At 49.9% G+C, this 22,757-nt stretch carries 13 protein-coding genes; 10 read left to right on the forward strand and 3 right to left on the reverse strand.

All coding sequences use genetic code 11. From position 1 onward, the window contains the following. Window positions 1–30: 30 nt before the first annotated feature. Window positions 31–2,073, reverse strand: coding sequence for a M13 family metallopeptidase (locus KJS94_RS15930; protein ID WP_214448445.1), 2,043 nt, complete (start codon window positions 2,071–2,073; stop codon window positions 31–33). A gap of 120 nt (window positions 2,074–2,193) precedes the next feature. Here KJS94_RS15930 and KJS94_RS15935 point away from each other — a divergent pair, with 120 nt between their 5' ends. From KJS94_RS15935 to KJS94_RS15950, 4 genes are all read left to right on the forward strand, one after another. After that, complete coding sequence (locus tag KJS94_RS15935) at window positions 2,194–3,537, forward strand: D-alanyl-D-alanine carboxypeptidase/D-alanyl-D-alanine-endopeptidase (RefSeq protein WP_214448444.1); 1,344 nt, start codon at window positions 2,194–2,196, stop codon at window positions 3,535–3,537. A gap of 122 nt (window positions 3,538–3,659) precedes the next feature. After that, window positions 3,660–5,513, forward strand: coding sequence for a DNA mismatch repair endonuclease MutL (gene mutL / locus KJS94_RS15940; protein ID WP_214448443.1), 1,854 nt, complete (start codon window positions 3,660–3,662; stop codon window positions 5,511–5,513). Between the two features lie 62 nt (window positions 5,514–5,575). Beyond that, window positions 5,576–8,497 (forward strand): serine hydrolase domain-containing protein, encoded by a 2,922-nt coding sequence (locus KJS94_RS15945; RefSeq protein ID WP_214448442.1) that lies wholly within the window; start codon window positions 5,576–5,578, stop codon window positions 8,495–8,497. A gap of 46 nt (window positions 8,498–8,543) precedes the next feature. After that, window positions 8,544–10,400: a 2-oxoacid:acceptor oxidoreductase subunit alpha gene (locus tag KJS94_RS15950; protein ID WP_214448441.1), complete on the forward strand. Its 1,857-nt coding sequence runs from the start codon at window positions 8,544–8,546 to the stop codon at window positions 10,398–10,400. A gap of 51 nt (window positions 10,401–10,451) precedes the next feature. On the opposite strand, the gene KJS94_RS15955 is transcribed toward KJS94_RS15950, so the two are convergent. Beyond that, window positions 10,452–12,695, reverse strand: coding sequence for an FUSC family protein (locus KJS94_RS15955; protein WP_214448440.1), 2,244 nt, complete (start codon window positions 12,693–12,695; stop codon window positions 10,452–10,454). Window positions 12,696–13,333: 638 nt separating this feature from the next. Between KJS94_RS15955 and KJS94_RS15960 the strand changes: the two genes are divergently transcribed. From KJS94_RS15960 to KJS94_RS15980, 5 genes are all read left to right on the forward strand, one after another. Beyond that, window positions 13,334–13,729, forward strand: a complete 396-nt coding sequence (locus tag KJS94_RS15960; RefSeq protein ID WP_214448439.1) for a response regulator — start codon at window positions 13,334–13,336, stop codon at window positions 13,727–13,729. A gap of 112 nt (window positions 13,730–13,841) precedes the next feature. After that, window positions 13,842–14,840, forward strand: coding sequence for a HEAT repeat domain-containing protein (locus KJS94_RS15965; RefSeq protein WP_214448438.1), 999 nt, complete (start codon window positions 13,842–13,844; stop codon window positions 14,838–14,840). Next, window positions 14,840–16,294, forward strand: coding sequence for a glycosyltransferase family 2 protein (locus tag KJS94_RS15970; RefSeq protein WP_214448437.1), 1,455 nt, complete (start codon window positions 14,840–14,842; stop codon window positions 16,292–16,294). The genes KJS94_RS15965 and KJS94_RS15970 overlap by 1 nt, the downstream gene beginning before the upstream one ends. 11 nt (window positions 16,295–16,305) lie before the next feature. Continuing rightward, window positions 16,306–18,219 carry a tetratricopeptide repeat protein gene (locus tag KJS94_RS15975; RefSeq protein ID WP_214448436.1) on the forward strand — a complete coding sequence of 638 codons (1,914 nt, stop codon included), beginning with the start codon at window positions 16,306–16,308 and terminating at the stop codon, window positions 18,217–18,219. A gap of 23 nt (window positions 18,220–18,242) precedes the next feature. Next, window positions 18,243–20,486 carry a glycoside hydrolase family 20 protein gene (locus tag KJS94_RS15980; protein WP_214448435.1) on the forward strand — a complete coding sequence of 748 codons (2,244 nt, stop codon included), beginning with the start codon at window positions 18,243–18,245 and terminating at the stop codon, window positions 20,484–20,486. 20 nt (window positions 20,487–20,506) lie between these two features. Here the strand turns inward: KJS94_RS15980 and KJS94_RS15985 are convergent, their stop codons facing one another. Beyond that, window positions 20,507–21,754: a Pycsar system effector family protein gene (locus KJS94_RS15985; RefSeq protein WP_214448434.1), complete on the reverse strand. Its 1,248-nt coding sequence runs from the start codon at window positions 21,752–21,754 to the stop codon at window positions 20,507–20,509. A 78-nt stretch (window positions 21,755–21,832) separates the two neighbouring features. Between KJS94_RS15985 and KJS94_RS15990 the strand changes: the two genes are divergently transcribed. Further along, complete coding sequence (locus tag KJS94_RS15990) at window positions 21,833–22,657, forward strand: SdiA-regulated domain-containing protein (RefSeq protein WP_214448433.1); 825 nt, start codon at window positions 21,833–21,835, stop codon at window positions 22,655–22,657. The last annotated feature ends 100 nt before the right edge of the window (window positions 22,658–22,757 follow it).

The following is a 22,757-nucleotide window of genomic DNA, read 5'->3' on the forward strand; positions in this document are numbered from 1 at the left end:
ATCATTGTAGGGTGAACCTATTGGTCTTCCTTACCAGATCTTCGTTCTTTTATCTTTGGCCTTATACATTTTGTCGCCTTCCTTTACCCCAAAGGCTTCATACCATTCGTCCATATTGGTCAGGGGACCATTGGCACGGTGGACGCCCGGTGCATGGGAGTCGGTGAGGATCAGCTGAGCCTGGGTCTCCGGAAGGGCATTGTTGCGCCAAACCTGTGCCCAACCCAGGAAGAAACGCTGGGCTGGTGTAAAGCCATCGATCTTCTTGCCTTCCTTGAATTGTTTTGTCTTGGTAAAGGCTTCATAGGCCATGGCCAATCCGCCGAGGTCGGCAATATTTTCCCCGAGGGTCAGCTTGCCATTCACATGGATGGTGTCCAGCACGGTATAGCCATTGTATTGCGCCACTACCTCCCCGGCCAGCTTGGTAAACTTTTCCGCATCTTCTTTCGTCCACCAGTCTTTCAGGTTGCCGTCAGCGGCATATTTGCTTCCCTGGTCATCGAAGCCATGGGTCATTTCATGACCAATCACCGCGCCTATGCCGCCATAGTTTACGGCATCATCGGCACCAAAGTCGAAGAAGGGGAACTGCAGGATGCCTGCAGGGAAGGCGATCTCGTTATTCACCGGGTTGTAGTAGGCATTGATCGTTGGGGGAGTCATGCCCCAAAGGGTCTTGTCAATGGGTTTACCCAGCCTGTTCACCATATCCATATAGGCCCACTGGCTGCTGCGGCGGATATTGCCCATAAAATCGTTGCGGTCGATCTGGATGCTGCTATAGTCCTTCCACTTATCAGGATAGCCGATCTTCTTGCTGAAGCTGTTCAATTTGAGCAGGGCCCTTTCCTTGGTTTCAGCGCTCATCCAGTTCAGGCGGTTGATGCGTTCTGCAAAAGTGCTCTGGAGGTTGCCCACCAGTTCCAGCATGCGGGCCTTGGCTTCCGGCTTGAAATACTTCTCTACATACAACTGTCCCAGGGCATCGCCCATCTGGCCATCGATCAGGCTGCTGATGCGCTGCCAGCGAGGCGTCTGCTCCTTTTGCCCGGTCAGTACCTTGTTGAAGGCAAAACTCTGGTTAACGAATGCGCTGCTGAGGTAAGGTGCGGCACCGCGGATCACATGCCATTGCATATAACTCTTCCAATCGCTCATGGGTAGGGCAGTGAGCAGGAGGTCCACTGACCTCAGGTAGGAAGGATTGGATACGAGTACACTGTCCGAACCTTTTATCAGCATCTTTTCCGCCAACTGCTGCCAGTTGATGGATGGGGTAGTGGCAGAAAGGTCCTTCCAGGCAAATTTATTATAGGTCTTGTAGGGGTCACGCATTTCAACACGGCTCATCTGCGCTTTGGCCATGGTCGTTTCAATGCGCATGACAGCATCTGCCATCTGGGTGGCTTCTGCTTCCGTTTTGCCTACCAGCTGGAACATCTTAACCAGGTTAGCCAGGTATTCCTTGCGGATATTGGTGCTCCTGGGGTCGTTCTTGAGGTAATAGTCGCGGTCAGGCAAGGTGGTTCCTCCCTGGCCGATCTGCGGGATGTATTGGGTTACATTCTTCCTGTCCTGGCCAATGAACATGCCTATGAAATAGGAAGGGCCTGAAAGCGGCCTTTGAGTGGCCATTTCCTGCAACATTTCATCTACGGTTCTCAATGCTGCAATACGGTCCAGGTCAGCTTTAATAGGTGAATAGCCTAACTGTTCGATGCGGGCACTATCCATTCCGCTTGAATAGAAATCACCAATTTGTTGCATTGAAGGAACAGTACCTGCCTTTGCAGCGGCTTCTTCCAGCAGTTTCCTGAGGCGGGCGCTACTCTCTTCCCTCAGCTCATCAAAGCTGCCCCATCTTGTTTTGGAAGCTGGTACAGGGTTGGCCTTCAACCAGGCGCCATTGGCATACTGATAGAAATTGTCGCCGGGCTTTACCGACATGTCCATATTGGCCGGATCAATGTACTTGCGCTTCCTGGCTGGCTTTTCACCACCGGGAGGGGTGAAGCCCATGGTGCCAGCAGCTGCAAGGGCCAAAACCAAAAGTTTTCCAGAGTGTTTCATGGTGTTACGTGTTTAGCGTCACGAATATACAAGGGGGGTAAGGCTATTGTTCAGTCAATTGGATAAGCGGTTCGGGTCATGTTTCGCTGAAAAACTGGGCTTAATCCCTACATTTGGCCAATGCGCAACCTATTTGTTACCCTTACAAAAGTGATCGTCCCGGCCTTCTTGCTGGGTGCCTGTTCCACGCAAAAGCAACTGGCCAAAGTGGCCGATCGACAGGTGATCGGGAAGGAAGGAATGTCGAACGCCCATATAGGCATAGCCATTTATGACCCGGCCAGTGGCCAATTCCTTTACCAGCACAATGCCGGCAAGTATTTTGTGCCTGCTTCCAATACCAAACTCTTTAGCCTCTATGCAGGCTTGAAATATATCGGGGATTCCCTGCCTGCCATCCGCTATCATGAAACTGCTGATTCTATCTACCTGGAGCCAACAGGGGATCCCAGCTTCCTGCATAGCGATTACCCGAAGCAGCCCCTGGTTGCCTGGTTGAAAGCCCAACAGAAACCACTGGTATTGAGCGATGCGAACTGGCAGTCCAAACAATGGGGGATGGGGTGGAGCTGGGATGATTACAACAGCAGCTATATGGCGGAAAGGAGCCCCCTTCCGGTTTACGGCAATGTGATCAAATGGACCCAGACCATCGACAAAATGGAGAATGCCCTGGGGGAGCCGGTTGAGGATGTTTTCGTCTATTCCGATCCGGAAGTAAACTGGAAGGTTCGGCTGCTGCCGGAACGTGGAAAGAGTTTTTCGGTTGTCCGGGATCGTGATAATAATATTTTCACCATAACGGAGGGCAAGGAGCCGGTAAGGACCGTTGAAGTTCCCTTTGTGACCAATGGGGTGCTTTCTGCACTCGACCTCCTCCGGGACACGATCGGCAAGTCGATCACCTATATCCCGGCTTCAGTGGCAAAGAAAGGCACCAAGGTCATCTGGTCGCAGCCAACGGATTCCATGCTGGCGCCCATGATGCACCGCAGTGATAACCTTTTTGCTGAACAGACCCTGTTAGTGGCCTCCCAACAGTTGCTGGGGGTAATGGATACGGAAAGGATCATTGATACCCTGCTCCGGTCGGACCTGAAGGGGCTGCCACATGCCCCCCGCTGGGCCGATGGCAGCGGACTGAGCAGGTATAACCTTTTCACCCCGGCTGATTTTATCTGGCTGTTGGAGAAAATGGAACGCGAGTTTGGAGCCAAAAGGTTGGAGTGGATACTGCCCGCCGGAGATGAAGGCACCCTTACCAATTATTACAAGGATATCAAAGGGAAGATCCATGCCAAGACCGGTACACTCAGCGGTGTGGTAGGACTTAGCGGCTACCTGCAGACCAGTAAAGGGAAGCGCCTGCTTTTTTCGGTATTGGTCAATAACCACAATACCAGTGCATCTACTGTCAGGAGGAGCGTGGAGCAATTCCTTATGCACCTTTATAAGACCTACTGATAAGGAATGACTTCCTATGTATTCATTATTCCATATGTATTTTATTTGGGGGCAATGGGTGGTGCGATCACGTGACCATCCGCCCGCTTTTCCTACCTTTGGGTTTGAAAGGAGAGTGCATTTTGGCTGATATCATACAATTATTACCCGATCATATTGCGAACCAGATTGCTGCAGGTGAGGTTATCCAACGTCCTGCCAGCGCGGTTAAGGAGTTACTGGAAAATGCTGTTGATGCTGGTGCAACAGAGATCAAGCTCATCATCAATGATGCCGGCAAGTCTTTGGTGCAGGTCATCGATAACGGTAAGGGCATGAGTGAGACCGATGCCCGGCTTTGTTTTGAACGGCATGCCACTTCCAAGATCAGGCAGATCGAAGACCTGTTCCATATCCAGACCATGGGTTTCCGGGGTGAAGCCCTTGCCTCCATCGCGGCTGTTGCCCAGGTGGAAATGAAGACCCGCAGGGCCGATGATGAAGTGGGTACCTATATTGAGATCGAAAACAGTATGGTGGTTCGCCAGGAACCCTGCGCTGCGGCGGTAGGGACCAGCATTTCCATGAAGAACCTCTTCTTCAATGTGCCTGCCAGGCGGAATTTCCTGAAAAGTAATGCTGCGGAGATGCGGCATATCATTGATGAGTTCATCCGGGTGGCCATGTCCTTCCCACATGTTTTCTTTTCGCTTACCCATAATGGACAGCAGGTCTTCCATCTCGATAAAGGCTCCCTGAAGCAAAGAATCGTGCAGGTGTTGGGCAGCCAGTACAATTCGAAACTGGTCCCGGTACAGGAAAAAACGGATTACCTCAATATCCAGGGATTTGTGGGGAAGCCCGATGCGGCCAGGAAAACAAGGGGTGACCAGTATTTCTTCGTCAACAACCGCTTTATCCGCAGTGCCTACCTGAACCATGCCATCATGCAGGCTTACCAGGACCTGATCGCTGCAGATAGTTTTCCCTTGTATGTATTATTCATCGACCTCAACCCCGAGCAGATCGATGTGAATGTCCATCCCACCAAGCAGGAGATCAAGTTTGAGGATGAGAAGATCGTTTATGCTTTTGTACAGGCCGCTGTAAAGCATGCCCTGGCGCAGTTCAGTATCACCCCTACGCTGGAGTTTGATATCGATGCCAGCATCCAGCAACTGGATGCGGTATCCAAACCCTTCACGGAAGAAAAGAAGGCTGCCGCCAGTTCTTCCGGATTGTTCAAAAGCTTCACCCAGCAGCACCAGGCCCATTTCATTGACAGCGGGAAACCGGCGGCTTCAGGCTTGAAGAACTGGTCCGATTTTTTTGAACCAGCGCAAAAAGAAACCGGCGGCCAAACTGATCGACTCGAATATGAACAGCCTTCCGGCTTTGATTGGGAGATTCCCAAAAAGAAGTGGCAGTTGCTGGAGAATGCCGAGTTTTTGCAAATCCAACAACAGTATATCATTGCTCCCATTACCCAGGGATTTCTCCTGATCCACCAGCAATATGCACACGAACGGGTCCTCTATGAACGCTATGCCGCTGCATTGGTAGGAAGGGCTGTGTCCACCCAACGCAGCTTATTCCCGGTCACCATGGACCTTCCGCCTGCAGATGCTGCCTTGCTGAATGAATTGTTGCCTGACCTTGCGCAACTTGGTTACCTGGTGGAGCCTTTTGGCCAGAACAGTTTTGTTATCCAGGGAACTCCTGCGGATGTGTTGCAGGGAAATGAAAGGGTTGCCATCGAGCATTTACTGGATCAATACAAACACTTCAGCAGTGATGTGAAATTCTCCAAGCGGGAGCGCCTGATTCGTTCTCTTGCGGCCCAGCATGCCATAAGGACCGGAACCAACCTGACCAACCGCGAAATGCTGCAACTGGCGGAAGACCTGCTGGTTTGCGCGCAACCCAATACCACACCGACTGGACAGGCAACTTTCATTGAATTCAACAAGGATTATTTGTTAAGGTTGTTTGCATGATGCCAGGCTGCTGAGTTTGCTTGGGCATCTTCCTTAACTTCGGTCAATATCTTTTTTGCTTTATGAAAAAAATATTGATCGGGTTATCCTGTATCCTGTTTGCCATGGATCTTGCTGCGCAAAGGTCATCTGCCTTGAATGCCAGTCAGTGGGTGGACAGTGTGTTCAATACGTTGAAACCAGAGGAGAAGATCGCCCAGTTGATGGTAGTGCGTAGTTCCACTTTAAAAGATGGCAGGCCTGTTTTATTGGATAAGGAAGTTGAAGAGGCTATCCGTAAATATAATATTGGTGGTATCTGCATTTTCCAGGGTGGACCCATCCAGCATGCGCAAAGGATCAATGCCTATCAACAAGCAGCGAAAACGCCTATCCTGGTTACGGTTGACGGGGAATGGGGTTTGGGCATGCGCCTCGATAGCGTAATGCCATTGCCCAGGCAAATGATACTGGGCGCAACCAGTCAACCTGGCTTGCTGTATGAATACGGGCACCTCGTTGGTGAACAATGCAAGCGCCTGGGGGTGCAGGTGAATTTTGCCCCTGTTGTGGATATCAATAATAATCCCCGAAATCCCGTTATCAATGACCGCTCTTTCGGCGAGGATAAGTACAAGGTAAGCAGCTATGCCATCGATTACATGAAGGGCATGCAGGATGCCGGTGTAATGGGTTGTGCCAAGCATTTCCCCGGTCATGGGGATGTGGCTGTTGATTCACATTACGATCTCCCTGTTATCAATAAGACAAGGGCGGAACTCGATTCCCTTGAGCTCTATCCCTTCCGTGAAATATTCAAGGCGGGAGTAGGCAGCGTAATGATCGCCCACCTGGCCATACCGGCCATTGACAATACTGCCAACAGGCCTACTTCCATTTCCAGGAAGAATGTGACCGACCTGCTGCGCAACGAGCTGGGCTTTCAGGGCCTAAGTTTTACAGATGCCCTGGAAATGCAGGGCGTAGCGAAGTATTATCCTGATGGTGAAGCTTCCCTGCAATCGCTGATCGCAGGAAATGACATGCTTTGTTTGCCCGGTGATATACCTGGCAGTATTGCCAAGATCAAAAAGGCCATCCGCCGGAAAAAGCTTAGCTGGAAAGATATCGATGCCAGGGTGAAGAAAGTGCTGATGGCCAAATACCAATATGGCCTTGCCAACTGGAAGCCAGTTGAGTTGACCAACCTCACTGCTGACCTTAACAAGGGGCTCGCTGCCATGAGGAGAAGGGTGGCGGAGCAGGCGATCACCTTGTTGCACAATAACAACAGTGCCGTGTATCCCCTGATGCCCGGTTCAGGCAAAAGAGTGGCCTATGTTGGCATGGGCCTCAGCAGTGATAATATGTTCGCGTCCCGGATGCGCAAGGATTACAATGCCCATGTCTATTATTTTGACTATTCGCTGGATAGTACAAAGGCGGATGCGTTATTAGCGCTTATGCGCCATCGTTATGATGTGGTGGTGATCGGTTACCATGCCTATAAAAGGAACCCGGCTAACAATTTCGGGATCAGCCCTTCGGCTTTTCACCTGGCAAATGGGTTGATAGGGGAGACCAATGTTGTTTCCCTGTTTTTCGGCAACCCCTATGCAGTTGCCAATCAATGTAGCAACAAAACCCTGTTGGCCTGTTATGATGATGATCCCATTACCCAGGAGACAGCTGCCGACCTGCTGAACGGGAAATTCACTGCCAAAGGCAGGCTGCCCGTTTCGGTTTGTGCGGAACTGCCGGCTGGTACGGGCATCACACAGCACCGTCTCCTGCCCGATACCTATGCAGACAATGTTGGCCTCGATTTCCAGAAGCTGCAGGCCATTGACTCGGTTTGCCTGGACGCCATTGATAAGAAGGCCATTCCCGGTTGTGTGGTGCTGGTAGCCAGGGACGGCAAGATCGCCTACGAAAAATCCTTTGGCACCTATGCCTATACTGACCCTTCACCGGTGTATTGCGAAACCATCTATGACCTGGCTTCCGTGACCAAGATCATGGCTACTACCTTGTCTGTCATGAAACTGGTGGATGAAGGACGCCTGGATATCGACAAGACCCTGGGTGATTACCTGCCCTGGACCAAGGGGTCCGACAAGGCTAATCTGGTTGTCCGTGATGTATTGTTGCACCAGGCTGGATTGAAGGCCTTCATTCCCTTTTTCAGGGAGACCATAACCGCTGCTGATGGCAGCCCGGATGCGAGGTTCTACGCCTTCCGCGCCGATTCTGTCTTCCAGGTAAGGGTTGCGGATAACCTGTATATGCGGAAAGACTGGACCGATACGCTCTACAAAAGGATCCTGCAAAGTGAATTGGGGCCCAGGGGGAAATACATCTACAGCGATAATGATTTTATTTTCCTTGGAAAGATCGTTGAAGCCATCTCCGGCCAGTCGCTCGACCAGTTTGTACAGCAGCAGTTTTATGGCCCCCTTAACCTGCGTACTACCGGCTTTACCCCCAGGAAGCGTTTTGATAAGCAATATGTTGCCCCGACCGAGGACGAACCCCTTTTCCGTAAGCAACTGATCCAGGGCGATGTGCATGACCCGTGTGCTGCCATGTTCGGGGGCGTTGCCGGCCATGCGGGGTTATTTAGCGATGCCGCTGACCTGGCGGTCCTTGCCCAACTGCTGTTGAACAAAGGCACCCTGAACGGGATCCGCTTCTTCCAGCCTGCTACTGTAGACCAGTTCACGGCCTATGGCAGTGACAGCAGCCGACGGGCCCTGGGTTTCGACAAGCCTGAAAAGGATAATGCCAGCAGGAAAGAGCCCTATCCTTGTGCATCGGCCTCGCCGGAGACCTTCGGCCATACCGGCTTTACCGGCACCTGCGTCTGGATCGACCCCCGCTATAACCTAACTTATATCTTCCTGAGCAATAGGGTGAACAATAACGGGGACCCCAACCGCTTCCTGAAGATGAATGTAAGGCCTGCCGTTCATGATATCATCTATGGGGCCATTAAGTCCCGCTAAGCGTTCTAAATTTTATTACTCTGTTCCACTGTCCTAACTTCGCGCCATGGATCGGAAAGAAGAAATTTTGCAGGATGTGGTGATTAAGTTCGCCGGTGATAGTGGTGACGGTATGCAGTTGACAGGCACCCAGTTTACCACCAATACAGCTTTGCTTGGTATTGACCTGGCGACTTTCCCCGACTTCCCGGCTGAAATCCGTGCCCCGCAAGGAACCGTTCCGGGGGTGAGTGGTTACCAGCTGAGGTTTTCCAGCGACCGGGTATTTACCCCCGGTGATGAATGCGATGTACTGGTGGCTATGAATGCTGCCGCGTTGAAGACCAACCTGAAAAGCCTTAAGAAAGGCGGGAAGATCATCGTCAATACCGATGGTTTCGATGCCAAGAACCTGAGGCTGGCAAATTACCCCGATGGCGTCAACCCCCTCGAAGATGGCAGCCTGGATAACTATGAGGTCATCAGGATGGATGTGACCAAGATGACCCGTGAGGCCTTGAAGGACTTCACCCTTGGAACCAAGGAGAAGGACCGCGCCAAGAATATGTTCGTCCTTGGCTTCCTTTATTGGATGTATAACCGTGACATGAAGAGCAGTTCCGATTTCCTTACCGAGAAATTCGGGAAAAAGCCTGAACTGCTGGAAAGTAACCTGAAAGTCCTGCAGGCCGGGTTCAACTACGGGGATACCACCGAGACCTTTACTACCCGTTACAAGGTGGAGAAGGCGAAAATGGCCCCGGGAAATTACCGCAGCATTATGGGTAACCAGTCGCTCGCCCTCGGTTTGGTAGCGGCTTCCCAAAAAAGCGGCTTGCCCCTTTTCCTTGGAACTTATCCCATCACCCCGGCTTCGGATATACTTCATGAGCTTAGCCGCCACAAGACCTTTGGTGTGCGCACCTTCCAGGCTGAAGATGAGATTGCCGGTATTACGGCGGCCATTGGTGCCGCTTATGGAGGAAGCCTGGGTGTAACTACTACATCAGGTCCGGGAATGGCACTGAAGACAGAAGCCATGGGCCTGGCTGTGATGCTGGAGATCCCGCTTCTGATCGTTAATATCCAACGTGGTGGTCCATCAACGGGCCTGCCTACCAAGACAGAACAAAGTGACCTGTTGCAGGCCTACTATGGCCGTAACGGCGAATGCCCCATGCCGGTAGTAGCTGCCTCTACCCCAAGCGACTGCTTCGATGCGGTATACGACGCGGTGAGGATCGCTATTGAACATATGACCCCCGTGATCTTCTTAAGTGATGGCTATATTGCCAATGGTGCCGAACCCTGGAGGTTTCCCCAGGCTGCTGACCTTCCCGCCATCTCTGTGAAATTCAAGACGGGGCTCGATGAAGGGGAGGAGAAATTCCAACCCTACCAACGTGATGAGAAATTGGTCCGTCCCTGGGCCGTGCCCGGTACACCCGGACTGGAACACCGGATCGGTGGTTTGGAGAAGCAAAACATTACCGGTAATATCAGCTATGATCCCGACAACCACCAGTTGATGGTGAAGTTGCGTCAGGAGAAGGTGGATAGGATCGCCCAGTATATCCCGGAACAACAACTCGATAGCGGCCCTGAAAAAGGAAAGCTGCTGGTACTGGGCTGGGGCTCAACTTATGGCGCCATCAAGAGTGCCGTGTACGAACTGCAGGCTGAAGGCTATTCGGTTAGTCACGCCCACCTGCGCCACCTGCGTCCCTTCCCGAGGAACCTGGGCCAGATCATCAGCAATTTTGACCATGTACTGATCCCGGAGATCAACAATGGCCAGCTCATCAAGATCATTCGTGACCAATACCTGGTAGATGCCAAAGGCTATAACAAGATCATGGGTGTGCCCATCACCAAAACTGAACTGGTGTTGGCTATCAAGGAAATGCTGGGTGGCATGAATTGATATAAGCAAGTAACTTCAAAAAAAGGGATGCAATGGCGTCCCTTTTTTATTTCAGTCGATATCCAGTTTGGCGGTAAGCTTTTCCAGTTCAATACTCAACAGGTTGATGTATTCGAACTGGTCAGCTATTGTTTTGAGGTCGGAAAGGCGTTGCCGGGTATTGGTTTCGAGGGCGCCACTGGCCAGTTCCCTGGAACGTTGTTCCAGTAAGAGTTTCAGCTCTTCGCGGATAACAAAGTTGGCTTCATTGTCTGCAGGGGTAATCTTGCCCTTTCCCTCGTCCAGGTACTGTGCAGCCGTATCCATATGCAGCAGGGAGGCATTGATGATAGGCCTGAAATTCTCACTCTTGTATGCCTCTGCCAGCTTCCTGTAGGAGGATAGGGTGGCAATATGTGATGCCAGTACATGGTTCGATACCACCAGCTGGTGTAGCACCTGGGCCTTCTTTTGGTAGCGGCGCGGTTCGTTCAACATGCGTTGGAATGCATCTGAAAGGTTCGCCAGGCTTACCAGTGCTTCCTTCCTGTGCAGCTTATACTCTGTGTTGCTGAGGGTTTCGCCGAGGAAGGGCCGGGTGATGAAACGAAAATAGGTGGCATTGGCCCTGATGGTGTTTTTCAGAAGGTCCATGATCTGCTCCTGTTCCCATTTCGGCGGGATGGCGAAGGTGGCGATAAAAGCGATCGCTGAGCCGGCAAGGGTGTCCAGCAGCCTGTCCCGTAACACTTCAGTAAAGTCGCCGGGTTTTAGGAAATGGAAGGCGATCAGGATGTATACCGTCATGCCGATCACGCAAAGCAGGTATTGCACCCTGATCAGGCTATAAGCGATGATCATTCCCATGATCATCAGTCCAACCAGCACCCTGTCATCCTTGATGAAATAGAGGATGAGCGCGCCTGCCACTGCCCCAATGAAGGTGCCGGACAAACGTTCAATATTGCGCTGTTTGGTGAGGCTATAGGCAGGTTTAAGGATCACGATGATGGTGAGCAGGATCCAGTAGCCATGGCCAACATTCAATAGCCTTGACAGGAAAAAACCGGCGAGCAGGGATAGGCTTACCCTGATGGTATGCCTGAAAATATTGGAATCGATACTCAGGTTGGTGATGAATAATTTCAGGTTGAAGTCGGATGGGGAAACAAACTTATTATAATCCACCTGCCTGCTGAAGGTGTCACCCACCTGTTTGTCAAAGCTGGTGTACCGGTGAAGGGTGGTGATCCTGCCATGCAGGTCCTGGATACTGTCGAGGATATGCCGAAGGCTGATGAAAGCTTCCAGGTTGGTCTCATTCATTACCTTTTCCCTTCTCTCCTGGAATTGCTGGCGCAGGGATTGAATGGCTTCCGTTATTCCCGTGTCCGGCCTGGATCGGCGTCCTTCCTGTAATGCCAGGCCGATCTCTTCCGTATCGTTGGCCAGCCGAAGGATCAGGTCCCGGGCGTTTTGCAGCAGGCCGGATTCGTCAAGTTGCTCATGCAGTACCCTGTAATCCTGTTGGGAGGTCATGATCCTTTCCAGGAGGTCTACGCTATCCAGGAAAACCATGGTTAGGATCCTTCCGGTATGGGTAGACTCCTTGACGATCGCCCTGGTCTTGAACAACATTTCCCTCACCAGGCTTTGTTTATTATGGACCTGTACCTGCTGCTCCATCAGGAGGTTGTAGGTCCTGGTATAGTCTACTTCCGTTTCATAAAAGCCAGCGCGCATCCTGAAGTATTCGGCAGTGGAAATAAGGGCATCGCCCAGGGCCTGTTGTACCAGCTTATAGGGGCGAAGCCGGTAAAGGGTGAGACTTAGGATCATGTACCATATTCCACCTGCACTTATGAACAGCCCATTCCTCAATATTTCTTCCAGTGAAGCCCTTTCATCAATACTCAATACCATTACCAACAAGCCGGCTCCACCCACAGCATTGGCCCTTAAACCATAAACGCCCACCATGGAAAACAGGAAGCCCGCGGTGGCGATCAGCAGGGCCAGCAAGCCGGGAACGGAAAGGCTGATACCGGTTATGACAGAGGTGAGGAATACAAGGATGATGGCAGCTGTCATGCCATTGATGCGGTGGTGGATGGGTCCGGCATTATCGGTGAGGCCAACGCAAAGGGCGCCAAGGGCCATGGCAACACCGGTCTGCAACTGGTCAAAATAATTGGCAATCAGGACAGGTGTCATCACTCCCGCAGTCAGCCTGACCCCTTCATAGAGATAATAGCTGCTGCTGAATTTTTTAAAGGCCTTGATATAATCGATCATCCAGGCCCAAAAATACGGCATACCCTAAACTTGAGGGAGGGTCTTTTCGTGCATACCCAGCCGTTAGGTGTCCCGGCATGGCAGGATTTCCCGATCAGGGAACTTGGGTATTTTGCAGGTGACTGGTATGCATTTTTCCTGTCCTTGTTCAGTTGGGATGGCCATACTGCCCGACCGGAAAGGGCTTTCCAGGCCGGCTTGGCAACAATGATTAAGTTGTTGTTTGTCAATAGGCTATAATTCTTTTACCGGTTGGCCAGAAGCCCCAGGTGCTCCATGGGTTTGTGAAAGTCGGTTTGCCCGGGCCTTTCTCCCCTGATTTTTCCTCCTGAAAATTTTTTAAGGGGGGTATTGCAAGATCAAAAACTGCGATATACTTTTGATCCAGATTCCAATCTATCCTACCTCATCCGAGGTTTGAATGCCATCACTTGTTGATCATCTGGTATCCCCCCAATCGTTAATCCCTTTAAATCGTACCCAGTGATGGAAACTATTACCACACCCCAAAGTGCCGACCGCGCACGAGCTTTTCCCAATCATTACAGTTGCCCAAATCTTAATTCTCCCCTGGCTGCATAACCGCCAGCAGGACCTGTTGTTTGATCCCCAGAGCCAATGGCTCACTATTACCAATCATTACCCTTTAAATCTATTGTATGTACTTCGCTAAGAAAGCCCTCCTCATCAATGATGATCAGCAGTTGCTGAACGCCATGGCAACTATCCTCCGTAATGAAAACTTTGAAGTTGTTACCGCCCTTGGTGGTAAGCAGGGCCTGATGGCCATCCGTGAGGCTTCTTTTGACCTTGTGATCACAGATATTACCATGTCCTACTGCAGCGGCTTTGAGCTCATCGCTGAAACCAAGGAAAATGCGGATACTAAGGATACCTCAATCTTCGTTATATCATCGATAGGGAATGAATCCACTATTGCAGAATGTTTTGAAATGGGGGTGGATGCCTACATCCAGAAGCCCTTTGTTCCAAAATCATTCCTGTACAATATCAACCGAATCCTATTCGATAAAGCCTATGCACTCGCTAGTTGAGTTTTACCTCGCCCTTCCAATCGTTATCCGGTTGGTTTTGGCCTTTAGTGTCCTTTTTGTAGCCCTGGCTATATTCCTTTTTATAAGGATGATGGCTTGGAAAAGCAGGACATTGAAAAAGGAACAAAGGGAAGCCTTGCTTAGCCAGCAAATTGACCAGGTCCTCACCGAGCAAATCATTGCCAGGACCGATTGGTCACAGCACAATGCTGATGTTGGCTTGCTCAGTTGTGTTCAGCAGCTGAGGTCGCTTCCCCTTCGCCAACCATTGGTCAGGGATGTGCTGGCCAAAAGACTGATCCATAACAAGCACAATTTCTCTGGTGAGATCAATGAAATGCTCACCAGGGTTTACCTGATGCTTGGACTCCATAAAGAAAGCCTGGCCGATGTAGTGTCAAAGCATCGCAAGGTTAGGCTGGCAGCCATGCATGAACTGTACATGATGGATATTAAAGTGGATGAGTCCATCGTTCAGCCCTTATTGTTCCATAAGGATGAACTTACCCGCAAGTATGCCCGGTGTTTCCTGATCAAGCATGCTCCATCTGCTTCTTTCGAGTTCCTGGACCAGGTAAAGGACCAGTTCCTTCCCTGGGAACAATATGAATTGCATGCCATTATGGCTCGGCGCGATTGCCTGGATGTGCCTTTGTTTGCCCAATGGATCCGTTCCGACCTGAATCCGGGTGTTGTTTCCTTTAGTATTAAGATGGCTGTTCATTTCAAACAGCATGATGCCATTCCCGTCCTGATCAGGTTGCTGGAAGAAGGATCTCAGGAATTGAGGAAGGAAGCGATCGTTGCATTGGGAAGATTCAAATCATTGGAGGCTGAGGAAGCATTGGTGTTGAGGTATGCTAGTGAATCCATTCCCGTTAAGCTGGAGATCCTGAAGGCACTTGGCAGGATTGCCTCAGGAAGGTGTATCCATTTCCTGGCGAATGTATTTTATGGCGCCACAAGTGTAGACATCAAGAAATCGGCTATGCGTTCCCTCGTGGAGCAAGGACGCCAGGCGGCATCAGTTATTGAAGACATGATCGCTGAGGCAAAGGGTATTGACAAGTTAGTGATCCAACAATCCATTCATCCTATAAGTAAACACTAATGAATTATTCTTTTTGGGATCCTGTGATCTGGGCATTTGACCTGGGGATCTTATTTTATTCAGTAGGACTGTTTTCCTTGTACCTGATGCTGGCCTTACTTGCCTATAAAGGTATCCGCCGCAACAGGGAAAGAAATAAATTGAGACTGGAGACTATCCTGGAGAAGTCGCCCCTTACTCCGGGTATTTCCATTGTTGCCCCTGCCTTCAATGAAGGGCCCACTATCATTGCCAATGTGCGGTCTTTGCTTACACTGAACTATCCCAGGTTCGAGGTGATCATTGTAAATGATGGTTCCACAGACGATACTCTTGATAAACTGATCAATGAGTTCAAATTGGTCCGCCACGATATTCCTTACGAATCAAAAGTGCCTTCCCAACCCATTCGCTGTTTCTTCAAGTCCACCAGCATGGCGTATAGCAATCTCATTGTCGTGGACAAGGTAAACGGCAAGTCGAAAGCAGATGCCGTCAATGCAGGTATCAATATAGCCTCCTATCCTTATCTCCTCAATACTGATGTGGATTGTATCCTGGACAGGGACACCTTATTGAAGCTGGTCCAGCCTTTTATGGAAGACGGCAAACGGGTGATCGCTGTAGGTGCGGGCCTGAGGATCGCTAATTCCTGTGAGGTAGACAGGGGAACCATGATGCAGGTGAAAGTGCCTGAAGGCATGATACCTCGTTTCCAGGAAGTGGAATATATCCGCTCTTTCGTGCTGGGTAAAGTTGGCTGGTCACAAATGAATGCCGTGCCTAATGTCTCCGGCGGCCTTGGCTTGTTTGATACGGATATCCTGATCAAGGCGGGTGGTTACGATCCCCGGTCATTTGGTGAGGATATGGACATGATCGTCAGAATGGCAAAGTATATGTGTGACAACAAACAAGACTACGCTATACGCTATGTGCCACAGGCATTGTGTTGGACCGAAGCCCCCGACAACCTCAAGGTATTTGGACGCCAGCGTACCCGTTGGGCGCGGGGCTTGTTCCAGATCTTTGCCCAGCATGGTAAAATGCTGCTCCATCCGCGTTATAAGCGAATGGGCCTGATCACCTTTCCGTATAATTTCTTCTTTGAGTTGCTCGCCCCGATTATTGAGTTCCTGGGCCTGATCACCTATTTTGTATTGATTGCCACTGGCCAGATCAATTTTGTTCATGCAGGCATCCTGTTGGTGTTCGTGTATTCCTTCTCCGTGTTTATTACCCTGCTGAGTATTATGTATGACCAGTTCGCCATGAATAATTATTCCAGTCCCCGTGAGCTGGCGAAATTGTGCATGGCTGCTGTATTGGAACCATTCCTTTACCATCCGCTGATCATATTCTTCTCCCTGAAAGGATACTTCAACCAACTGTTCGGCAGGCAACATGCCTGGGGGAATATGCAACGGAAGGGATTCAGGCAACAGGCAGATCAGCCAAGTGTAATTATCAGATAAATCCAATTGTGATGAATATCCTGGAAAAAGCTAAGCTTATTGTTATGCTCTCCATACCGGCTGCGGTTTTACTGAGCCAGCCTTCCAGCGCACAGGACAGGCGCACCAGTTCGGATGATTTGTTGAAAATGGCGCTGCATGAGGCCAATACCTTGGGCAATACAGCCAAGGCGATCGAATTATGCAAGCGCGCACTAAGGCAGAGCCCCGATTATGCAGATGTGCACCAGTTGCTGGGGAAGCTCTACCGGGTATCAGGTGAAACCGATCTTAGCAGGCAGGAGTACCTCCTCTTGCTTAAGAAGAACCCACGTGATACCGACGCTCTCATCAGCCTCTTTAACCTTGAATCTGAAGCGAAGCGCTATGATGCTGCACTTGCTTACCTTAACCAGGCCCTGCAGGTTCAGCCGGGCAAAGAGGATTTCCTCTTCAGGAAGGCTTACTTGCTGGAGGAAATGAAGCAATTGGATGAAGCTGTTTTGTTGTCCGAAAGTTTATACAAGCAATTTCCCGGCAATAAGAAATATACAACCATGTACTGCGACCAACTGTTTCAGTTGTCCAGGGAGCAGGCGAGAACGGGGAATACCGAAAATGCGATCCGAGGTTTGCAACGACTGTTGGCAGTTGATCCACAGCACCGGGATGCTTTGGTCGCATTGGTAAATCATTACTATACGAGCGGGCAGCTTGACCAGGCGATCAGGTATTGTGAACTGGGCCTGGCTGCCAATCCTGTTGATTCTGTCTTCCTGTTGAAGCAGTCGGCCTTCCTGTTGGAATCCGGCAAGCCTGCACAGGCTATTGATGCATCCGGCCTTTTGGCAAGGTCCTATCCGGACAATGAGCGTTTCGCCCAAATCTATTATGACCAGTTGTTGGGTTATGGTGTAGGGTTGATGAAGCAGGATAGTATCAAGCCGGCCTCAGCGGTATGGGCAAGGATGCATACCGATTTTCCAAAGGATACTGCCGCATTGCAATACCTTTCTGCTAACATGATCCAGGAGAAGCATTACGATTCTGCACTGGGTTATATTGAGAAAGGTCTTTTGCTCATGCCTGCTTCCTATAAGTTCCAGAGCATGAAAACCGAGGCACTGGAAGCCAAGGGTGAATATGCCAAAGCTTACCAATCTGCCCGGCAAATGCTGCAATCCAATCCCGGCGATGTGAAGTTGCGCTCCTATGTTAATTACCTGCAGTACAAAAGCAAGCGCAACCAAATTGGGGTCATGCACCTGCAGAGCATTTACGATAATGATATCCCTACGGCCAGTATCACCACTTTACAATACCTGCGCTTCCATAAGAAAGGAAGTATTGGGGGAAGGATAAACTTTGCCGATCGTAATAACCAGCAAGGTGTGCAGTTTGAGCTGGAGAGTTACCTGAAACACAACCAGTACCTGTATTCTTACATGGTGGCAGGATGGGCAACCAATGATGTATTGCCACAATGGCGAGCAGGTTATTCCCTCTTCAAAAACCTGGGTAAGAATTGGGAAGGTGAATTGGGTGCGCGGTACCTGTATGCCGGCGGTGAGAATGTTTGGTCGGGTGTTTGGTCAGCCAGCAAGACATGGAAAAAGAACTGGACCAACTTCCGTGGGTTTATCATTAATGATGCAGGGGAGTGGTATCATGCCTATACCCTGACCAGCAGGTTCTTCCTCAAAAAACCTAATGAATATGTCTCCTTTATTGGAGGATTGGGAACCAGCCCCGATGACAGGAGCCGTAACTACCAGATCAATAATCTCCTTGGGTTCCTTGCCCATTCGGCGGGTATGGGTATCCAGAAGACCATCAAAACCAACACAATTGTAAACCTAACCGGGGTTTGGACCAACCAGCGGATTGCGGAAAAGCAGAGCTATAACCAGTATGATATTACTTTCACCCTCTTGCAAATGTTCTAATTTGCCGGGTATCCAAGTTGGTTATGTATCTAAAGTTCCTCGCGCTGATCATGGTAATGATGACTGCTGGTTATGCCTACTCCCAAAACCTCCTTCTCGCAGAAGGGAAAAAAACTGGTTTCGGGTTGGTGTTGCCGGAGCGCCCAACTGCATATGAAGAAAAGGCTGCTAAGGTTTTTGCTGACTATTTCCAAAAGGTGACCGGGGCTTCCATTCCAATGGTCCCCAAAAAGCAGCACCATCAGGCCATGGTCATCAGTATTGGCCATACCAAATACCTGGATAATCCCAGCACTTTCTCAACTCCAGAGTCTTTTCGCATCAGGACAAAGCCTGGAAGGTTATTGATCGAAGGCGAAGGAAGGGGAGTGGTGTTTGCGGTCTATCATTTTATTGAACAATACCTCGGATGCCGGAAGTATGACCAGGGACCTGCGTTGGTAATGCCCAAGGATAAGCTTGAATTAACAGCCGGCCTGGATATACGAGAATCACCTGCATTTATCTACCGGGAAGCCTATTTCCCGATCATGGCAGATGAGGAATACCGCGATTGGCATCGCCTCCATCGCCTTGATGACCATTGGGGCTTATGGGGCCATAGTTTTGAACAACTTCTCCCTGCAGCAGACTATTTCAGGGATCATCCGGAATATTTTGCCCTGACAGGTAAGGGACGCAATCCCGCACAACTTTGCTTGTCTAACGAAGCTGTTTTCAGGATTATTAAGAAAGTACTCGCCGAAAGAATCGCTGCCTGGCCTGATGCCAGGTATTGGTCTATCAGTCCCAATGATTCACCGATCTATTGCGAGTGTGAACAATGTAGTAAAACCGATGCAAAAGAGGGAGGCCCGCAGGGGTCATTAGTGAACTTTGTGAATCGTCTGGCGGCTGCCTTTCCCGGGCATCAGTTCTCCACACTGGCCTATACGTATAGCGCCCATCCCACCCGGCAACTCAAACCGGCAAGGAATGTTTCCATCATGCTAAGCAGCATTGACGCTTTGAGGACCTATCCCTTTTACCAGGAACCAACTGCCCGGCCTTTCTGCAAGGACCTGGAAGGTTGGAAGGAAAAGACACCTAATATTTTTGTCTGGGATTACTGCACCCAGTTCACCAACTACCTCTCACCATTTCCGAACCTTTACTGTTTGCAACCCAATTATAAGTACCTGCAGGAGAAAGGTGTGAAAGGCGTTTTCGCACAGGGCAGCGGGGCCGATCATAGTGACCTGGCCGAATTAAAGGCCTATTTGATCGCGAGGCTGTTATGGCAGCCCAGTGTCCTGGTTGATTCCATCGTACATGATTTCCTGGAGGGCTACTATGGCAAGGCTGGTTTATTCATCCAGCAATACCTCGAGCAAATGGATAATGCCCTCATTGAGACGAAGGCCGCGCTTGATATCTACGGTAACCCGGTGAATGAGGTCGGCAGGTTCCTCTCCCCGGCCAGAATGGAAGACTATAGTCATATCCTTGATAAGGCAGAGGCAGCAGTAGAACAGGAGCCCCAGCATTTGGAAAGGGTATTGAGACTGAGGCTGTCTCTGGATTACGCTTCCTTCCAGCAGGCGCGTTTCTATGGGCGGGAAAAGCATGGCATCTTCCAAAAGGCAACTGGCGGTGAGTGGCAGGTAAGGGAAGGATTCAGGGACAGGTATGATAAGTTCATCAAAAGATGTGGGGCAGAAGGAGTGAGTATGATGAATGAGGACGGCAAGGATTTGCAAGCCTACCAAAGGGAATGGTCTTCCATTTTCAATGGTGGGGTCAGGCCCAACCTTGCCTACCGGGCAGGAGTGCAACTGGAGCGTCCCCATATTCCGGATTATGCAGCTGCCAGTGCCGGGATATTGGTAGATGGCAATAATGGTTTTGATGATTTCAGTTACAACTGGCTTTGCTTCAATAATGAACCACTCCAGGCGACCCTCGATATGGGTGAAGTGAAAACAGTGGATCGTATTGCCCTTGGTTTTCTCGAAGATCCCAGGCATTGGTTCTTCCTTCCTTCAACCATCTCGGTTTGGGTTTCGGTCAATGGAAAGGACTTCGAACCGGCAGGTGAAATGAAGCATGGACTTCCCGAGCAGGAGGGCTATGCAATAAGGCGGAAGGAAGTACAGTTCTCCTTAAAGGAAAGCGTGCCAGCCAGGTACGTAAAAGTGATCGCCCTGCCCCAGCCTGAACTGCCCATTTGGCGCCAGCACAAAAAACGCAAGGCGATGCTGGCTTGCGATGAGGTATGGGTTAATTAACTGCCCTGCCCTTTACCTGATTATAAGGTGCCGATGACGGTTGCAATGGCAAATGCCAATACCGAGACGATCAGTCCATACATGAAGATATTGTATGAGATCCTGAGGTAGTGGTATTTTTTGGCCAACACCTTTCCCAGGTAATAGATATCCTTGATCATGCTGCCATAGAGATAATCTGAGTCGTTCATCATCTCCTTCATGGCCCATTCATAATCCGGTAATTCCATTTTGAAGAAGTTTCCAAAGAACAAAAGGTTGATCTTCTTCATCCGGATATCTTCCTGTGTAAAATATCCTTTGTTGACATTGGGCCTTGTCGCCCTAATGGCAAAGATCACTGCACTCAGGCAGACGGTAGCCAGGAGACTGGTGGGTATGATGAACTGGGGATAATATTGCAGTTTTCCCAGCAGTACGGAAACCAGGATGGACAATACAATGGTGTTTACTGATATCATGATATTGGCCTTTGAATCTGCCATCTGGCTAAGGCTTACATGATTGTCACTCATGATCCTGAACATGGTGGCGATACCCCTTTCTGTCCTCGATTCTTTCTTTTGCTTGGGTTTATTGTCCGGGCCATTGCTATCGGGGCTCTTTCCCAGTGCCTCAATGACCTCTGCTGTTTTCTCGGGATTGTATTCAGGCAACTTCCCGGCTGTTACTGCTTCATTCTTTTCAACCAATCGCTTCAGGTGTTCCTGCTTCACCGGCTCCAGGTGGGTGCGTGCATATTCCGTGAAGTAGGAGTGTTTTTGCAGGAAGGCAATATTGTTTTTTCGCCAGTCCTTTTTACTGATATCCTTACCAAAGACCAGTATCCACTCCTTCCTTAATAGTTTGTGTTCTGTAGAAAATTCAGTAGTGCCCAGGTGATAGAGGTCGGCGTCGCAAATGATCTCCTCGATGGTTGATTTTGGCGACTGCGGCATTTGGGTGGCCAGGATGCAGGCGCTAACCTTGTCGATCAGCGGATCAGGAATATTCCTGGCATGCAGGAATGCCCTCGCGATTTCCACGCTTGCCTGTTCATGGCCTTCATATTGGCGGCTATAGCCGGTATCATGGAACCAGGCGGCCAACATCAATGCGGTCCTGTCTTCCTCTGTCAAAGTGTAATGGGATGCAATGGTACGGGCAGCCTCTACCACCCCTACAGTGTGGTGGAGGTCATGGAATTGATAGGCTGATGGTACCTGGTCATTGAACAATTGCTTTACGTACTGCTCAGCCAATGCAATTAAGGAGTGATTTGCTTCCATTCTGCCGTATTATCGGCTAAATTTACACAATAAAGGATTGTTTCAAAGTCCCTGTATAAAATGCTTATAAAACCAAGAATGCTATTCTTCCACCTGCTGGGCATATTGGGTCTTTCGTTTACTTCCTGTAACCGACTGGATTCTTTGGCCTTTGTGCCAGCTATTCCTGGTTATGGGGAGAAGCCGTTAAGGACTGTATTGCTCAAGAAGCCGCTTCGTGAGATCTCAGGGATCACCTATGCGAGTCCCGGAAAGTTGGTGGGCATCAATGATGAGGATGGGGTGCTTTTTACTATTGATGCCAATACCGGTCAGTTCACTGAACAGGAGTTTGGTAAGGAAGGTGATTATGAAGATATCGTAGCAGTAGGGGAACACTATTATGTGCTGAAGAGCAATGGTAATATCCACAAGATCGATTCCCGATCAGGAAAAGAGGTGAAGGTAATAAAGGGTGACTTCGATAAGTTCACAGAGTTTGAGAGTCTATGTTATGACAGCAGGAGCCGGCAACTTTTAATGATCTGCAAGACCTGCGGTGCCAATGCGCCTTATGTTAATATATGGCGGGTGGATCTTACTGCTGATGCCATCATCAGCCAACCCATTGCCACTATTGCATGGAAGGAGATCAGGAGAATTGCCAAGAATGATGCACTGGAATGCCAGCCTTCTGCCGCAGCCTTCCATCCTGTTACCAATGAACTGTATATCATCGCATCAATAGGTAAAGTACTATTGAGATGCAACGCGGCAGGTGAACCACTGGCTGTATATGGCATCAACCCTGATATCTTTCCCCAGCCTGAAGGGATCGCATTCGGCCCTGATGGCGAAATGTACATCACCAACGAAGGAAGGCAATCAAAGGCCAGTCTCCTGGTATTTCCATACAGAAAATGACAATTGATCTATGAATGGTAAGGGTCGATGTAATTTATGGTATTGGTTAATAGTTCCCCTGCTATTGCTTTCTCCTTTTCTTTCCTTTGGGCAACAGGAT

The organism is Flavihumibacter rivuli, assembly GCF_018595685.2.
Classification (GTDB): domain Bacteria; phylum Bacteroidota; class Bacteroidia; order Chitinophagales; family Chitinophagaceae; genus Flavihumibacter; species Flavihumibacter rivuli.

Bases quoted from the DNA above. Each gene is read 5' to 3' on its own strand.
- KJS94_RS15930 (WP_214448445.1), bottom strand. From the start codon at position 2,073: ATGAAACACTCTGGAAAACTTTTGGTTTTGGCCCTTGCAGCTGCTGGC.
- KJS94_RS15935 (WP_214448444.1), top strand. From the start codon at position 2,194: ATGCGCAACCTATTTGTTACCCTTACAAAAGTGATCGTCCCGGCCTTC.
- KJS94_RS15945 (WP_214448442.1), top strand. From the start codon at position 5,576: ATGAAAAAAATATTGATCGGGTTATCCTGTATCCTGTTTGCCATGGAT.
- KJS94_RS15950 (WP_214448441.1), top strand. From the start codon at position 8,544: ATGGATCGGAAAGAAGAAATTTTGCAGGATGTGGTGATTAAGTTCGCC.
- KJS94_RS15955 (WP_214448440.1), bottom strand. From the start codon at position 12,695: ATGCCGTATTTTTGGGCCTGGATGATCGATTATATCAAGGCCTTTAAA.
- KJS94_RS15960 (WP_214448439.1), top strand. From the start codon at position 13,334: ATGTACTTCGCTAAGAAAGCCCTCCTCATCAATGATGATCAGCAGTTG.
- KJS94_RS15970 (WP_214448437.1), top strand. From the start codon at position 14,840: ATGAATTATTCTTTTTGGGATCCTGTGATCTGGGCATTTGACCTGGGG.
- KJS94_RS15975 (WP_214448436.1), top strand. From the start codon at position 16,306: ATGAATATCCTGGAAAAAGCTAAGCTTATTGTTATGCTCTCCATACCG.
- KJS94_RS15980 (WP_214448435.1), top strand. From the start codon at position 18,243: ATGTATCTAAAGTTCCTCGCGCTGATCATGGTAATGATGACTGCTGGT.
- KJS94_RS15985 (WP_214448434.1), bottom strand. From the start codon at position 21,754: ATGGAAGCAAATCACTCCTTAATTGCATTGGCTGAGCAGTACGTAAAG.
- KJS94_RS15990 (WP_214448433.1), top strand. From the start codon at position 21,833: ATGCTATTCTTCCACCTGCTGGGCATATTGGGTCTTTCGTTTACTTCC.